Origin of the sequence: Spirosoma aureum, assembly GCF_011604685.1 — a bacterium.
In the GTDB taxonomy this organism is placed as follows: Bacteria; Bacteroidota; Bacteroidia; order Cytophagales; family Spirosomataceae; genus Spirosoma; species Spirosoma aureum.
Map to the genome: position 1 here is coordinate 6,667,087 of NZ_CP050063.1, position 17,018 is coordinate 6,684,104.

Genomic DNA, 17,018 nt, shown 5'->3' on the forward strand with positions numbered 1-17,018 from the left:
ACATACTGAAAACCGGGCCTGTACTTTGGTAATTAGCCGGAAACGAAGTACGCAAGGCAAACCCATTATCTTTCTGTATCTTCGTCTATTGTTGTGTTCAATTCTTTACGATCATGAAAAAACTGTTCATTGTCAGTTTGCTCATAGGAGCCTCTTTCGGCGCCTTTGCTCAGAGCGAACTTAGCTATCACGGCAAAAAAATTACCGAAAAAGGTGCCATTCCGGCCACGGAACTAACGACCAAAATGAACGGCAAAGACAAAATGCCTGCCAAAGTGGAAGGTACTGTCGAGTCGGTCTGCAAAGTGAAAGGCTGTTGGATGAAAGTTAAAACCGGCGATGGACAGTCCATGCGGGTGACGTTCAAAGACTACGGTTTCTTCGTTCCTAAAGACATCGTTGGTAAAACAGTTGTCGTTGCAGGCACCGCCGAAAGCACAACAACGCCCGTTGACGAATTGCGCCATTATGCGGAAGATGCCGGCAAATCGAAGGAAGAAATTGCCAAAATCACCGAACCCGAAAAAGCCCTGACTTTCGTGGCCGATGGTGTAATTGTGAAAAAATAAAGGCACAATCCAACCTTTATTCCAGCTCAGGAATCCTTGTATAAAAATACCAGGGATTATGTTCGATTTCACAAAGCAGCTTGCTGGTTTACTCATCGTTGGAGCCGTATTCTTTTCAGCCTGCAATTCATCTGAAACAACGCCGACCGACCGTGTCGCACTTAGTTTGCATCAATCAGCCCGAGTGGGAGCCGATATTACAGTACGAGCCGATTCCATTCAGGATAGCCGCTGCCCGAAAGATGTTACCTGCATCTGGGCCGGACAGGCTAAAGTAAAATTACTACTTTCGGAAGATAGCGACTCAACAACAGTTCGTTTAGCATTAGGGCCCGACGTTAAGGAAGGCTATTCCAAGCGACTGGATTCAACCAATGTTTCGCTTAGCAATGCGACCTACAAGGTTATTCTGCGGGAAGTAAATCCATTCCCAACGTCGTCGAACCTTGAACAGCCCCGAACGGCGATCGTTCAGGTCACCAAATTATAAAAGTTGTTCGGTGTCTTTTTCGTACTTTAAGGGCTGCAACCAATCGTTGCAGCCTTTTTTGTACCCAACCAACAATCTTTTATGAAAAAATTATACCTGTTGGCAGGTTTATCCCTGCTGGCCGCTCCTCTCTTTGCCCAACGTACACTTATTCACTGCGGAAATCTCTTCGATGGCGTCGGAAATTCACTACAACCTCAGATGACGGTTGTGGTGGAAGGGAATAAGATTACTGCTGTACAGAAAGGTTATACGGCTCCGGCCGGAAAAGATGTTGTTCTCGATTTGAAGTCTAAAACCGTACTACCGGGTCTGATCGATATGCACGTTCACCTCGAAAGCCAGACCCGGCGGGGTGGGGCTATCGATGGTTTTACGAAAAACGTTCCTGATGTTGCCTACCAGGCATCCAGATATGCTAAAACAACCCTTTTGGCTGGCTTTACAACTGTACGGGATTTGGGGGGATCGGGCGTAAATATATCGCTGCGTAACGCCATCAATTCAGGATTGGTAGAAGGCCCCCGCATTTTAACGGTTGGCAAATCCATCGCCACAACCGGTGGCCACGCTGATCCAACGAACGGCTATCGTAAGGATTTAATGGGCGATCCAGGACCGGCAGAGGGTGTTATTAACAGTCCCGAAGATGCCCGAAAAGCGGTTCGTCAACGCTACAAAGATGGGTCTGACTTAATAAAAATTACGGCAACGGGTGGTGTATTGAGTAACGCAAAGGATGGCTCCGGCCCTCAGTTTACCGAAGAAGAAGTGAAAGCCGTGGTCGATGCAGCGAAAGATTATGGATTTGCCGTAGCCGCCCACGCACACGGTGCTGAAGGGATGAAACGCGCCATCCGGGCGGGTGTACAAACCATTGAGCATGGCACGTATATGGATGATGAAGCGATTGAGCTGTTCAAAAAACATGGCACCTACTACGTTCCAACCATCATTGCGGGTAAGACAGTCGCTGACTCAGCCCGAATGTTCGGTTATTACCCGGCCCTGGTAACTCCAAAAGCGTTAGCCATTGGCCCAAAAATTCAGGCTACATTTGCCAAAGCGTATAAAGCGGGCGTTAAAATTGCCTTCGGTACCGATGCCGGGGTTTATATCCACGGCTATAACGCCAAAGAGTTTGAATACATGGTTGAAGCGGGTATGCCTGCGGTAGAAGCGATTAAATCGGCTCTGATGACCAACGCTAAGTTGCTGGGCATGGACGCGCAAATTGGCTCCATCGAAACCGGAAAAATGGCCGACATCATTGCGGTTAGTGAAAACCCAATTCAGAACATCAAAGCCCTGCAAACCGTCCAGTTTGTGATGAAAGACGGGAAGGTCTATAAGCAATAAGGCTTAATCAGGATTAATTGGGTGAGCATCAGACGCATTTATTGCTTTCCTGATGCTCACCCAGTTTTTATCAACTCATTCACCCGGTTCGCTTCTTCATGCTGAACCCAGTGTGTAGCATTTTCGAGAAATTCGACACGACCCTTCGTGCAGAGATCGATACTCAACTGGGCCATTTCCCGTTTTAGAAATCGATCTTGAACACCCCAGATGAGTAACGTCGGAACGGTAACACCAATGGTAGACTGACGTGACATTGGGCTTTGCAAAGCAGATCTATACCAGTTAATCATTGCTCTGGCAGCACCAGGCTGCGACCAGGCTGCTTTATACTGCTGAATTTCCTCATCGGTGAACGTTCCGGCTCGACTGCTACTTCGCAGGGTTCGTTCCAGAAAATACCAATTATCAAACCGAAGTATCTGTTCAGGTAGCCAGGGCAATTGAAAGAATCCGATATACCAGCTTCGTAGCATCTGCCCCAAATCACGGCGGGCAAATTTCTTCATCACGACTGGATGTGGAACATTCATGACAACCAGCCGTTCAATCCGTTCCGGATAGAGAACGGCGGTCCACCAGGCTACAGCGGCTCCCCAGTCATGGCCGACAAGAATTGCTTTTTGCCGGCCTGCTGCCTCAATCAGCCCAATCACATCGGCAGCTATTGTATCAATAGTATAGGAGCCAATATCCGCTGGCTTATCGCTGAGGTTATAGCCCCGTTGATCGGGTACCCAGACCCGGAAACCAGCGTCTGCCAGGTTATCCATCTGGTGACGCCATCCATACCAAAACTCCGGAAAGCCATGCAACAGCATCACAAGCGGCCCATCGACCGGCCCTGTCTGAACGACATGCAGTCGTAAACCACCTGTTTCAATAAATGTATGCTCCATTGCACGGCAAGGGTCAATAGTATAAAACGGGTAATTAAAGCAACTGAAGTAGCCAATTGCCTTAATTACCCGTGTACATAACGGCCCAATTCCTAATTAAAATCCAAAATACCGCTCGGCATTCCGGTAACAGATGTCCTGCACGATCTGACCAATCCAGTCGACATCATTTGGCAGTTCGCCGTTTTCAACATCATTGCCAAATATATTGCAGAGAATCCGCCGGAAATATTCGTGACGACTGTAGGATACGAAACTCCGCGAATCGGTCAGCATGCCGACAAAAGCACTTAACAAGCCCATGTTCGACAGGGTATTGATCTGTTTTTCCATACCGTCTTTCTGATCCAGAAACCACCAGCCCGAACCAAACTGTACTTTCCCGCGTACCGAACCGTCGTTGAAATTGCCGATCATCGTCGCAATGACTTCGTTATCGGCCGGATTCAGGTTGTAAAGTATTGTTTTGGCCAGTTGATCACGATCATCAAGTCCACCCAGAAAACGCGACAAAGCGACTGCCTGCGGGAAATCGCCAATGCTGTCCCAGCCCGTATCCGGACCAAGTTCACGCAATCGGCGAATGTTGTTGTTGCGGAGTGCACCCAGGTGAAACTGTTGTGTCCAGCCTTTCTCATGATCCCACTCGGCAAACTGCACGAGCATAAACGACTTGAATTTGAGGACATTGATCGGGTCGACTGCGGTTCCGCGCAACAGGTGATCGAATATAAGCTGCACCTCCCCTTCCGTATACGGTTCGGCATAAACCGTTTCGAGGCCGTGGTCCGATAACCGGCAGCCCATCTCGTTAAAGTAATCATGCCGCGATTTGAGAGCATCCAGATAATCAGACAGCGTCCGTATCTCCTTATTGGTTACGGTGGCTACCTTCTGAACATAAGCCCGGAACACCGCCGAATCATCGATAGCCATTGCTTTATCTGGCCGGAACGTTGGGAGAACTTTTACACCAAAACCATCGCTGGCAATAGCCCGGTGGTGTTCGAGCGAGTCGGTCGGATCGTCCGTTGAACAGACCACACGAACGTCGAAATGCTGAAGCAGGGTACGCGCTGAAAGACCCGGCAACTGTTCGTTACAGGCAGCATAGACCGAACGGGCCGTAGTTGGGCTAAGCACATCCGTCACACCAAACGGGTTTTTAAGCTCCAGATGCGACCAGTGATACAGCGGGTTACGAACCGTATACGGAATTGTTTCGGCCCATTTCTCAAATTTCTCCCAGTCAGTCGCATCGCCCGTACAATAGCGTTCGTTGATCCCGTGCGTGCGCATAGCCCGCCACTTGTAATGATCGCCATAGAGCCAGAGCTGGGTCATGTTCTCAAACTGTTTATCAGCGGCAATCTGATCGGGCGGCAGATGGCAATGGTAATCGATGATCGGCATTGGCCGGGCATAGTCGTGATAGAGTCGCCGGGCGGTTTCGGTCTGGAGCAGAAAATCGTCAGACAGAAACGCTGGGGAGAGCAAGAGTGAGTTCATGCGGGTAAAAGCAAAAACCGGGCGGTTTCTCCCGGCTTTCCTGTTATTTTTTTGATGGTACAACTATTCGATCAGGAACGAACTGACAATTGGGCAATACCTCAACCGGCACCCCCGAATCAATGTGGCTCATGACAGTTTCCATAATCTACACTCGTTCGTCAATGCAAGATAAACAAATAATTTCGACCAGCGATCAGAGCTTTTATATGGATCATTGAGTCGACAAACCCACCATCAGCCCGCGCAACTCGGCAAGCCCCCGCAGCCGACCAATAGCCGTGTAACCCGGATTGGTACGTTTTCCGGAGGTCAGGTCATCGAGCATCCGGTGGCCGTGGTCAGGACGTAGCGGCATTCGCAAGTCGGTGCGCCCTTCGGCCTCCCTCCGCTTGTGTTCCGTCAATAATGCCCGCATCACACCTGCCATTGGCACGTCGCCCTCAAGGTGGTTAGCTTCCTGAAAGCTCCCATCAGCGCTACGCTCTGTACTACGGAGATGTATGAAATGAATCTTGGGACCCAGTCGTTCGACCATTCCTACCAGATCATTGTCGGCCCGGACGCCATAGGAACCGGTGCAAAAACAGATGCCATTGGCAGGCGAATTGGCCGCTGCCAGCAGTGCCCGGGCATCGGCTTCGGTACTGACCACCCTCGGAAGGCCCAGAATCGGATATGGCGGATCGTCGGGGTGAATCGCGAGTCGCACGCCAGCCGATTCAGCGACCGGCACAATCTCACGCAGGAACGTATACAGGTTCTGGCGAAGATCATGGTCACTGATGTCTTTGTAAGCGTCCAGCGCATCGCGAAACCGCTCGACAGTATAGCTTTCTTCGGAGCCAGGCAGTCCGGCTATAATGGTGCGGATCAGGCGTTTAACCTGTGCATCGGTCATTGAATCCAGCTTGGTGCGCGCCCGTTGCTTTTGTTCGTCGTTGTAGAGGTATTCAGCGCCCGGACGTTGCAGAATATACAATTCAAAGGCAGCAAACTCGGTCGCATCGAAACGAAGACCCGTCGAGCCATCGGGCATGGGGTAATCGAGGTCGGTTCGGGTCCAGTCGAGCACGGGCATAAAATTGTAACAGACCGTGTCGATACCAGCCTCTGCCAGATTAACAATGGATTCCTTGTAGTTTTGGATATACCGAAGGAAATCGCCCGATCGGGTCTTAATTCCCTCATGAACGGGTATACTTTCGACCACCGACCAGGTCAGTCCTGTACTTTCGATCAGTGCTTTTCGGCTCCGGATTTCGTCGGTCGGCCAGACCTCGCCGTTGGGAATATGATGCAGGGCAGTCACAATCCCGGTAGCACCAGCCTGTCGTACGTCATTGAGCGATACAGGGTCATTCGGACCGAACCATCGCCAGGTTTGTTCAAGCATTATAGAGTCAGTAAATTGGCAGGTTAATTAGTCAGCAAGTATAACGTGTATATGTTATTTAGTGACTAATTTTAGGTAAAAAAGCCTGAACCTCTACTTTTCTCACCAAATAGCTACCATTTGTTTTGCAAACGCTCACAAAATCAGGTCGTTTTCGCTGGCGAATAGTTGCCCTTTTATTCCTGGCAACGACCATAAATTACATCGACCGACAGGTACTTTCCTTCACAATGACCGATGAAGTATTCAGGAAGGAAATGCTTGATTTACCCATTGATAAAGAGCTTACGAAGGAGGCTATTGACCGATTTAAAATTCTGTATAGTGACGTTGATGCCGCCTTTAAATTTGCCTATGCGATCGGTTTTTTACTGGTCGGCTGGCTGATTGACCGGATCGGCACCAAACGCGGATTCGCATTAGGTATCATTGTCTGGAGCATTGCGGCTACCTTAACGACATTCGTCCAGAATATGGCCGGGCTACGCTGGACACGAGCCATTTTAGGCCTGGGCGAATCGGCCAATTTTCCCTCGGCGGTCAAAACCATATCGGAATGGTTTCCCCGGCGCGAGCGCTCGTTTGCCAATGGTCTGTTCAACGCAGGCACGAATGTCGGAATCATTCTGACAGCCCTCTTCATCCCTTATCTGATTTTACAACTTGGCTGGCGAAGTTCATTTTTTGTGACGGGTTTACTGGGCTTTGCGTTATCGGTATTGTGGTGGTTTACCTACAGCAAACCCGAACGAAACCCAAAGCTTTCACCCGTTGAATTGGCTTACATTCGCAGCGACGAGGAAAAACGAGTTCCGGTAAAACCTTCCTGGGGTCAGTTACTGGGGTATAAACAAACGTGGGCCTTCGCCGTTGGTAAGTTTATGGCCGACCCGATCTGGTGGTTTTACATGACCTGGCTACCCGATTTTTTCAACTCCAACGACGCACTCGATCAGAAACTTGACCTTAAAAGCTTTGGTGTTCCGTTCCTGATTATCTACGTCGTCTCCGATGCAGGGAGCATTTTTTTCGGCTGGCTCAGTACACAGTTTATGAGCCTTGGCTGGTCGGCAAACCGCGCCCGCAAAACCACCATGCTTATCTGCGCTTTGTGCGTCGTTCCGATATTTTTTGCCGCCCAAACCAATAGTCTGACCGTGGCTATCGCCCTGATTTCGCTGGCAACAGCCGCACACCAGGGCTGGGCAGCCAATATGTACACGTTTGCATCAGACCTGTTCCCAAGAAATGTCGTTGCGTCGGTAACGGGTATTGGTGGTATGTTCGGCGCTGTGGGAGGCATTCTGCTGGCCTTGCTGTCGGGACGCATTATTACAGCTTTTGGGTATTTGCCCATGTTTATCGTTGCCAGTTGCGCCTACCTGATTGCCCTGGTACTTATCCATTTAATTTTACCCAAACTTGAACCAGTAAAAGCTGAAGAACTTGAAAAAATTGGCAAGTGGAGCATATTGAGTACAAAATAAATACTACGCAATTAGGACTTTCGCGGAGAACCGTGCCACGGTTTGTTTGCACATGATTAGTAACCGTGGTACGGTTCTCCGCGAAAGTCCTAACTATTTTTCACAGGATGCCAGTAACTTGCATTTTCTTTTAACTCCCTGTTACCATACATGAAAGTCATCACTTTCGGCGAAGTTATGCTCCGGCTCAGTCCACCGGGTGTTGAGCGTTTTGTACAAACAGATTCGTTGACCATGCACTTTGGCGGCACCGAAGCCAATGTAGCCGTCTCATTAGCGCAATTAGGCCTCGAAACGGCCCACGTTACCCGCTTCCCTGACCACGCTCTTGGGCGATCGGCAACTGGCTACCTGCGACGCTATGGCGTTGGTACCCAGCATGTTCGTTATGGCGATGGCCGCCTGGGCTTGTATTTTCTCGAAACCGGTGCCGGGAGCCGCGCCAGTCAGATTGTTTATGACCGGGTCGACTCCGCCTTTTCGCGCATTACGGCCAATGATATTGACTGGGAGTCTATCCTGACCGGTGCCGACTGGTTTCACTGGACGGGTATTACGCCAGCCCTTTCACAGGGAGCGGCCGATTGCCTGTTAGCGGGCATACAGACCGCCAATCGGCTGGGAGTGCCGGTTTCGGGCGATATTGTCTACCGGAGTAATCTTTGGCAATATGGTCGAAGTCCCCAGGAGATCATGCCCGCATTAACGGAAGGTTGTACGCTGATTTTAGGCAACAAATCGCTCTTTTCGGAACTTTACGGGGTTGTCGGCAGTACTTTTATTGAAGCAGGACGGGCAATGATGCGCCGGTTTCCAACGATTAAATATGTAACGGACACCAAACGCAATTCGTTGAGCGCATCACACAACCAGCTATCGGCTAAGTTGTATGATGGCAGCATCGTCCATAAGTCAAGAGTATATGATATTCAGCCTATTGTGGATCGAATCGGCACTGGCGATGCCTACATGGCCGGACTAATTTATGGCTTGCTTACCTTCAATGACCCGCAACGGGCGGTTGAATTTGGGTCAGCAGCATCGGCCCTGAAACATACGATTCCCGGCGACGTCAACCTGGCCACCGTAACCGAAATCGAAACACTGGAGGCCGGTGATAGTTCTGGAAAATTGAGACGATAATATAGGTGTGCCGTTTACAGTAGTCTATTGCACACGATAAAACTAAAAAATAATGGCCCGTATTTCCCGATTGGCACTTTATCAGACCATCCGCCAGGTGCCCCTTGTCCCTGTTTTTTATCACCCCGACGATGAAATTTGTCTTGGTGTCGTGTCGGCCTGCTACAAGGCGGGTGTTCGGGCATTTGAGTTTACGAACCGGGGTGATTTTGCGCATGAGCGATTTGCCAACCTCAGCCGAGTATGTTCACGAGAGTTTCCGGGGCTGGCACTCGGTGCCGGTACTGTTCTGGACGCACCAACCGCTGGCCTTTACCTTCAGCTCGGGGCCGATTTTATCGTCGGTCCGACATTCAGCGAGGAAATTGCCCGCCTGTGTAATCGCCGAAAGGTAGCGTATATGCCCGGCTGTGCCACACTGACTGAAATCACAACCGCTCACGAGTGGGGTGTCGAGATTGTGAAGGTGTTTCCGGGCGAAGTGCTGGGGCCAAATTTTATCCGGAGCCTAAGCGGACCGCTTCCCTTTGCCACGGCTATGGTAACCGGGGGCGTTGAACCCAATCAGGAAAGTTTGTCCAAATGGTTTGGTGCAGGCGCGGTAGCTGTGGGCATGGGCTCTCAGCTATTTCCTAAAGATGTACTCGCAAATCGTGCATTTGATAAAATAGAAGCTACAGTTAGCGATGTAGTGCGTATTATTGCCGGATTATGAAGAATCAACTATCCATTTTCATTTTTACGCAATAGTAAACGAATACTTAGATGACTGCAGAGCAGACTGCCACCCACCCAACTATGTCTAAACTTACCCGTTCTACGCATCCCGCTCCTGTTTTTCCCGAAAAGGTATTGCAGTTCGGTACAGGCGTCCTGCTGCGTGGCCTGCCCGATTATCTGGTGCAGAAAGCCAACGCCGAAGGCCGATTCAACGGTTCGATTGTAGTCGTTAAATCAACTGACAGTCAGACCAATGAATTTTCAGATCAGGATAATTTATATACGGTAGCTGTTCGGGGAGTTCAGCAGGGCGAAAACGTATCGGAAACAATGGTTGTTTCAGCGATTAGTCGTGTCCTGGCTGCCCAGACTCAATGGAATGAGATTCTGAAACTGGCCAGAAATCCAAAACTGCAGATCATCATTTCCAACACAACCGAAGTTGGCTTGAATTACACGGAAGAAAGTATCTTTCAGCATCCACCTCAGTCCTTTCCGGCAAAACTGACGGCGTTTCTGTATGAGCGTTTCCGGAGCGTTGGTGGCTCCAAGGCCAAAGGTATGGTGGTGATTCCAACCGAACTTGTCACCGACAATGGGCTTAAACTTCGCGACGCCGTTGAGAAACTGGCAAAATTCAACGAACTGGGCAAGCTGTTCACGAAATGGCTTAAATTCCACGTTCGCTTCTGCAATTCGCTGGTTGACCGGATTGTCACACGTCCAACCGATGAAGCCAAACAGGCGCTCCAGCAGGAGCTTGGTTATGAAGATGAGCTGCTGACATTTACGGAACCGTATCATCTTTGGGCTATTGAGGGTGATGACCGTGTTCGGGAAACGCTCAGCTTTGCTGATAGCAGCACACCACAAGTCATCATTGACGAGGACATCAATTTTTACAAGGAGCGCAAGCTTCGGGTGCTGAACGGAACGCATACGCTTACGATGCCACTCGGTTATCTGCTCGGACTGGAAACCGTAGCCGATGAAATGAAACATCCGGCTATGAGCAAATTTATTGAGTCGCTGATGCTCAACGAAATCGTGCCGACGGTACCTGACTACGGTGTTCCGGGCATGGACAAAGCCGAAGTCAAGCAGTTTGCCCTTGACGTGCTGGACCGATTCCGGAATCCTTATCTGGATCACCTGCTGCTGAATATTTCGCTTCAGGAAACGGCCAAAATGCAGGCTCGCAACGTAGCAACGATTCAGCGCTACTACGAGCAGTTCAAAACCGTTCCGAAACTTACCGCCCTGGGTTTTGCCGCTTATCTGCTCTTTATGAAAGCAATTCGCCAGGAAGAAGGCCAGTTCTTCGGCGAAATTTCCGTAGGTGGCGGTATACTCACCTATCCCATCCGTGACGAGCGTGCCGGTTACTTTTATGGTGACTGGAAAACAGTAAAGGAAAAAGACACTGCCACCGTTTTTGCATTCGTGAAAAGCGTCCTGTCCGATAAAACACTCTGGCAGGCAGATCTCACCGAATTACCCGGCTTTACCGAAGCAGTAGCCGATTATCTCGACGCACTCCTGAAATCTGGAGCCGAGGCCGTGCTTACGAAAGCAGTAGCATAAACAGAGATCGGTCTACTGGTTTGGCAATACTACCTGATAGAAGGAACAAGGTATTGCCAAACCAGTAGACCGATCTCTTTATTTGTTGGTAATCATCGTCAATAGTAATTCGGGTTCGTTGGTGGTAATGAAATCAACCTGCCGTTCCAGAAACCACGCTAACGACTCCTTGTCATTCACGGTCCAGACATTAACCGTTAGCTTTCGTTGCTTCGCGTCGTTAATCCATGCTTCATTCTTTCTGAGTACGTTAAAGTGGTAATCCAGGCCATACAGCTGATCGGCAGCCAGTTGTTCCGGTGATTTATCCCCATTCAGATAAGCGACTTTGGCGTCAGGATTTAACGCTTTTACTTTTTTGCAAACGTCATAGTCGAAAGCGATATAATCGACCCAGGCCTGGGCTTTCATACGGTGGACTAATTTTACGACGCGTTCTGTCAGAGCCATTGACCGTTCTTTGCCCATCGTGGACGTTTTAATCTCCAGAATTAACCGGGTATGGGTTTGCTTCATGCCCTCAGTCAGGTAGGCTTCTAAAGTCGGAAACGATTCACCATTGCTGAGTTTGAGTTTAGCCAGTTCAGCTGCTGTCGTTTTTTCGATAGCCAATCCCTGAATAGCAGCATCATGGTTTACAACCAATACCGAATCGGCTGACATATGCACGTCGAACTCGCTCCCCATGCACCCCAGTTTGATCGCATTCTGTAAGGAGGTGATTGAGTTTTCACTCGTTCCTGACTGTTTCCAGGCGCCCCGGTGCGCTATTACCTGATTCCGAATAAACTCGTCTTTCACGATCCGGAACGTATCACGCACGCTGCCGCTGGCCGTCTGCCCTTCTATGATCAGATCATACCAGGGTTGTGGTGCTTTGGCTGCGGTGGGCTGGATCGACAATTGGTTCGCTTTGTCGAGCGAAAACAATGAAGCATTCGGGCCGCGAAGTTTAAATCGGCTTCCTGTTCCTGTTACACGAAGCGTGCCAATGACCGTCTTTCCGGGCGAATAGGTATAATTGGAGAGCGATAAAATGGGTTGAGCAGTAGCAGTTAAATACCCCAGACAGGTCGTAAAAAGACAGTTGAGTGTAAGTAGGCGGAATTTGACCATAACGTGGTTCTGATAAATGAAGATTCTGGAAAAGAGCAGAAATATAGTCTCCTTACTCATGGCGCCAATGAGCGGTCGGAAAGGGTCGTCGAAAATATACCGAATTAACGAACTTTAGAAGCTATAAATCAAGGGTATAGACGTGATAGAACCGGTGTTTATCATTTTGTTAAGAATAGGAACACACAGCTTTCAACCGATTTATCAATCTATCAGGCTAAACGTCCGGCTAGTACCTACGAGTACACTACGAAGCAGCCTGACTGAGCGTTTCAATACCCGCCTTCCGGCAGTTTTCGGCGGCCCATCGCGTTAATCCCAAGGCCAGTACAAGCTGTCGCTCGGTAGGTTCATCGACCAGTTGCTGTACGGTTGGAATAAATGAATCGTCAGGCTTTCCATTCAGATACCCTTTCAGGTAGGCCAGCATAGCCCGCTCAACCCGATATAGCTTTTTGTCGGCCTTTAATTTCCGCTCAACAGAGCGAAGTTCATACCGCAGATAGTCCAGGTTTCCCAGATCCGTATGAACCATCAGGTTCAGCAACCTGGCCTGATTGTACCATAATTGACTCTGCACAGTAGTTCGCCCGGCGGTCATCTTATCATTCAATACGGCATTAACCTGCTTAAGCGCCATTGTCGGCTTCCCGGCATCACGGTACGTTCTGGCAATGCTTAACCGAACCAGCGCCTGCACATTTGCGGGCAAACCGGGTAGTTCGCGCTCAAGAACGGTAGTGATCGATTGAATCAGAAGCAGCGCATCCTCTGTTTGCCCCGTATCATTGAGACGAGCGAGCCGATGGAGTAACGTCAGGTATCGCGCCTGTAACGAAACACCCTCCGGCAAAATAGTCAGCGCGGCCAGTTGATCAAGAAAATAGTCCATATCGGTATATCGTTGCAGACCACGCAGATCGGTTAGGATACCATCCAGCAGATGGATGTAATAAATCGGCGTGTCGGTCCAAAGGTCCTGGTGGCGTTGAAATAGATTATGAAGATCATAAAACGCCTTCAGGCTCCCCTCCGAATCATTGGTCATCAGAAAATAGACGGATTGAAAATGCAGGTGGAGCCGCTGTGCTTCGAACGAGTTTTTTTGCTGGCTACGGCTCACGATCTGATGTTCTTCCAGTAAGAGGTCATTCAACCGAGTTTGTTCGCCGAGGTTACGAACCAGGCCATTTTTCCAATACCGGCACAGCAGAATTTCGTAGAGTGCCGAATGCTGGTGGCTGGTCTGTTCGCGCTGCATGATCGTTTGCCACTGCTGTTGTTTACGGAGCAACAGCGTCTCATCTACTGCCGAAAATTGAATCCTGACGAGCTGTTGTAATTCCAGCCGGGCAGCCATCAGGTAATAGAGATGTTTTTCGTTGCGCATGGCCAGCCGTTTCGTTTTTTCGATCTGGTCGAAGCCCAGCTCCGAAAGCCCTTTAGCAAATAAGATCCGGGCATCCTGCATCAGAGATGCGAGCTTGTTCTCCGTTGTTTTCTCGCATTCATAGAGTCGAAGCGCTTTCATCAATACCCGGTAAAGGTGCTTCCGAACGGGTTCGATCGATGAGCCAGGGAATTTCTTTTCCAGCACTTCATATAAAGCTCCTCCTCCCTCTAGCTGACTCTCCAGGAGATCAAATAAAAGCAAATAGGCCTTATCGCCATCCTGTAGACTACATACGAGCTTGAAATAGCGTTTTTCTGATTTCGTAAGCGTCTGAACGAGTGTATGAAGTTGGTCAATTGAAAACATAGGTTTAGGGTAGGCTTATCCGTTATGCAAAGTATTTCGACCAGAAAAATGGCCACCAGCCTAAACGTCGCTACAAAAAACCCTATTTTCAATAAACCGGATCAGGAATAGCCTTGTCTGAAAAGGGTTTAGGCTTGGACTTGCAATATACCTTTTACCGGATAAATTTGTACCTGTCCCTTAACACTACTTTCGAATGCCAAGTCAGATTCTGGTGGTTGGTAGTTCCAACACCGATATGGTCGTCAAGGCCGAAAAATTACCCGCGCCGGGCGAAACCGTCATTGGTGGCACGTTTTTGATGAATCCGGGCGGCAAAGGGGCCAATCAGGCCGTTGCAGCCGCCCGTCTTGTTGATTCATCGGCCGGAAAATCCGTAACATTTGTGGCTAAAGTCGGCAACGATATTTTTGGGCGGCAGGCGCTCAGCGGTTTCGAGCGTGAAGGTATTAATACATCCTACGTATTAACGGACGCTGATTACCCATCGGGTGTTGCGCTCATCAATGTTGACGCTTCCGGCGAAAATTGCATTACTGTCGCTCCCGGTTCCAACGCAAACCTGCAACCGGGCGAAACCGAAGCGGCTTTACAGGCTGCGGAGGCCGATGCATTGGTGCTGCTCCAGTTAGAAATTCCGTTGCCAACTGTCGAGTACGTCATTCGGGAAGCTGCCCGGCGCGGTTGCCGGGTCATTCTGAACCCAGCGCCCGCCCAGCCACTTCCGGCGGATCTGTTTCCGCATCTTTTTCTGATTACACCCAACGAAACCGAAGCCGAATTACTGACCGGTATTCGTGTAACAGACTCCGCCACCGCCGAACAGGCGGCTTGGAAATTACGTGATATGGGCGTTAAAAACGTCGTGATTACGCTCGGCTCTAAAGGAGCCTATCTATATGAGCAACAAGGTCAGGTAATTGAAGCGCCCCCCGTAAAAGCCGTCGATACAACGGCCGCCGGTGATTGTTTTAATGGGGCTCTTGCCGTTGCGCTATCGGAAGGCAAGCCCTTACCCGATGCGGTAGCCTTTGCCTGTAAAGCGGCATCGCTCTCGGTTACCCGAATGGGCGCTCAGGCATCGGTGCCTTATCGACATGAAATGGAGTCTACAGTGCCCAGTAGGCAGTAGACAGTCTTCAATGAGCAGTTTTGGCGGTGCAATCCGGCTTATTTCCTACTGCCAACCGGGAACTAAAGACTGCCCACTACCTACTACCTACTCTAACCATCTATTCCTTTTTGTTAACCATGAAGAAAATACTTTTATCAGGCATTGCTATGGCTTTATTGTCGGCGGCTATTCCACCGACTAAGCCGCAGAAAACAGCACCGAAATCAGTAACGATGGCAACAAGTGCCATTCAGGATAAAATAAAAGGCGGCTGGGCGGGTCAACTGATTGGCTGCACCTTTGGCGGGCCAACCGAGTTTCAGTTTAATGGCACATTACTCAATGACTATCAGCCCATTCCGTGGTATGACGGTTATATGAAGCATACGATGCTTAACAATCCAGGCCTCTACGACGACATTTATATGGACCTGACGTTCGTAGACGTGTTCGAAAAGAAGGGGCTCGATGCACCCGTCGATGAACATGCCAAAGCCTATGCTACGGCGAGCTATATGCTCTGGCATGCCAACCAGGCTGGTCGGTATAACATCCTGAACGGCATGAAAGCGCCCGAGTCAGGCCATTGGCTTAACAACCCGCATGCCGATGACATCGACTTCCAGATTGAGGCCGATTTTTCAGGGTTGATGGCTCCCGGAATGCCAAATACAGCGGTTCAGATCGGAGATCCCATTGGCCATATCATGAATTACGGTGATGGCTGGTATGGTGGCGCTTATGTAGGTGCCATGTATTCACTCGCCTTTGTCTCCAATGATGTCAAGTACATTGTCAGGGAAGCCTTAAAGACAATTCCGCCCCAGAGTACCTTTTATCAGTGCATCGCCGACGTAATCAAGTGGCATGACCAGTATCCTACTGACTGGAAACGCAACTGGTTCGAGATTCAGAAGAAATGGTCGGATGAGATCGGTTGTCCGGAAGGGGTATTTCGCGCATTCAACATCGATGCGAAGATCAATTCGGCCTATATCGTGCTTGGTCTTCTTTATGGCGGAGGTGATTTTACCAAAACGATGGAGATCAGCACCCGCGCCGGCCAGGATTCGGATTGCAACCCGGCTTCGGCGGGCGGTATTCTGGGAACAATGCTTGGTTACGATAAAATACCAGCCTACTGGAAACAGGGCTTGAAAGAAGCTGAAGATATCGACTTCAAATACACGACCATGTCGCTGAACGATGTGTATGCCATGGGCATGAAACACGCCCTTCAGGTGGTTGAACGAAACGGCGGCAAAATTACTGGCGATCAGGTAACCATTGCCGTTCAGACACCCAAAGCGGTCAGGCTCGAACAAGCTTTTACGGGTCACTATCCTGTACAGGTCACTCACGTCCGTAAGAATCTGGAGAATGACTATACGGCGGAATTCGATGGAATTGGCTTTGTGTTAAAGGGAGAAGCCAAACCTAAAAATCGATCCAGCTGGGGTTATGAAAGCGCTTTCGCGTTTAATGCCGAACTCTATGTCGACGATAAGAAAATCGAAACAGCAAAACTTCCCGTCGATTTTACGCATCGTCGCCATGAGCTGTTCTGGAAATATCAGTTACCCAAAGGCAAACATACGGTACGGGTTAAGCTCCTGAATCCAGACCCGGAACACGTTGTTTATATTTCGGACTTGCTGGTCTATAACGATCAGCCCGTAAAGTCCAAATTATAGTTGAGTAAGCAGCCTATTGGGATTACCAGTGTTTAAGTGATTGAAGATCACCCTAATTTACTGAATCAATAAATTACCCCAATAACAGGATACTGCTTAAGCAATGTGTAAGTAAATTTACCGGGCAACCGGTCTAAAGGCGCAGCTCCGGTAGCTGCGCTTTTTTTTATCCTCTACCT

At 49.5% G+C, this 17,018-nt stretch carries 14 protein-coding genes; 9 read left to right on the forward strand and 5 right to left on the reverse strand.

All coding sequences use genetic code 11. The features are described 5' to 3' along the window. Positions 1-113: 113 nt before the first annotated feature. From G8759_RS26535 to G8759_RS26545, 3 genes are all read left to right on the forward strand, one after another. Positions 114-569, forward strand: coding sequence for a DUF4920 domain-containing protein (locus G8759_RS26535; RefSeq protein ID WP_167215172.1), 456 nt, complete (start codon positions 114-116; stop codon positions 567-569). Between the two features lie 58 nt (positions 570-627). After that, on the forward strand, positions 628-1,059 hold the full coding sequence (locus G8759_RS26540; RefSeq protein WP_167215175.1) for a hypothetical protein: 432 nt from the start codon (positions 628-630) through the stop codon (positions 1,057-1,059). 81 nt (positions 1,060-1,140) lie between these two features. Next, positions 1,141-2,418, forward strand: a complete 1,278-nt coding sequence (locus G8759_RS26545; protein WP_167215178.1) for an amidohydrolase family protein — start codon at positions 1,141-1,143, stop codon at positions 2,416-2,418. Positions 2,419-2,474: 56 nt separating this feature from the next. Here the strand turns inward: G8759_RS26545 and G8759_RS26550 are convergent, their stop codons facing one another. The 3 genes from G8759_RS26550 to uxuA form a co-directional block, all read right to left on the reverse strand. Further along, positions 2,475-3,317, reverse strand: coding sequence for an alpha/beta fold hydrolase (locus G8759_RS26550; RefSeq protein ID WP_167215182.1), 843 nt, complete (start codon positions 3,315-3,317; stop codon positions 2,475-2,477). A gap of 96 nt (positions 3,318-3,413) precedes the next feature. After that, a complete protein-coding gene (gene uxaC / locus G8759_RS26555; RefSeq protein ID WP_167215185.1) occupies positions 3,414-4,826 on the reverse strand; it encodes a glucuronate isomerase in 1,413 nt (470 codons plus the stop codon). Positions 4,827-5,040: 214 nt separating this feature from the next. Then, complete coding sequence (uxuA, locus tag G8759_RS26560) at positions 5,041-6,222, reverse strand: mannonate dehydratase (protein WP_167215188.1); 1,182 nt, start codon at positions 6,220-6,222, stop codon at positions 5,041-5,043. Positions 6,223-6,347: 125 nt separating this feature from the next. Here uxuA and G8759_RS26565 point away from each other — a divergent pair, with 125 nt between their 5' ends. The 4 genes from G8759_RS26565 (at position 6,348) to G8759_RS26580 (ending at position 11,156) form a co-directional block, all read left to right on the forward strand. Continuing rightward, the gene (locus tag G8759_RS26565) at positions 6,348-7,709 is read left to right on the forward strand and encodes an MFS transporter (RefSeq protein ID WP_162388064.1); all 1,362 of its coding nucleotides are present in this window, start codon (positions 6,348-6,350) and stop codon (positions 7,707-7,709) included. A 150-nt stretch (positions 7,710-7,859) separates the two neighbouring features. After that, positions 7,860-8,852 (forward strand): sugar kinase, encoded by a 993-nt coding sequence (locus G8759_RS26570; protein ID WP_167215191.1) that lies wholly within the window; start codon positions 7,860-7,862, stop codon positions 8,850-8,852. 52 nt (positions 8,853-8,904) lie between these two features. After that, positions 8,905-9,567 (forward strand): bifunctional 4-hydroxy-2-oxoglutarate aldolase/2-dehydro-3-deoxy-phosphogluconate aldolase, encoded by a 663-nt coding sequence (locus G8759_RS26575; RefSeq protein WP_167215195.1) that lies wholly within the window; start codon positions 8,905-8,907, stop codon positions 9,565-9,567. Positions 9,568-9,650: 83 nt separating this feature from the next. Further along, entirely contained in the window at positions 9,651-11,156 is a 1,506-nt protein-coding gene (locus G8759_RS26580; protein WP_167215198.1) for a tagaturonate reductase, read from the forward strand. A 78-nt stretch (positions 11,157-11,234) separates the two neighbouring features. On the opposite strand, the gene G8759_RS26585 is transcribed toward G8759_RS26580, so the two are convergent. Then, a complete protein-coding gene (locus G8759_RS26585; protein WP_167215201.1) occupies positions 11,235-12,272 on the reverse strand; it encodes a glycerophosphodiester phosphodiesterase in 1,038 nt (345 codons plus the stop codon). Positions 12,273-12,519: 247 nt separating this feature from the next. Continuing rightward, a complete protein-coding gene (locus G8759_RS26590) occupies positions 12,520-14,031 on the reverse strand; it encodes a hypothetical protein (RefSeq protein WP_167215204.1) in 1,512 nt (503 codons plus the stop codon). A 196-nt stretch (positions 14,032-14,227) separates the two neighbouring features. On the opposite strand from G8759_RS26590, the gene rbsK reads away from it, so the two are divergent. Together rbsK and G8759_RS26600 are read left to right on the forward strand one after the other, a co-directional pair. Next, positions 14,228-15,163, forward strand: a complete 936-nt coding sequence (gene rbsK / locus G8759_RS26595; protein ID WP_167215207.1) for a ribokinase — start codon at positions 14,228-14,230, stop codon at positions 15,161-15,163. A 119-nt stretch (positions 15,164-15,282) separates the two neighbouring features. Further along, positions 15,283-16,839, forward strand: a complete 1,557-nt coding sequence (locus tag G8759_RS26600) for an ADP-ribosylglycohydrolase family protein (RefSeq protein WP_167215210.1) — start codon at positions 15,283-15,285, stop codon at positions 16,837-16,839. Positions 16,840-17,018: the final 179 nt, after the last annotated feature.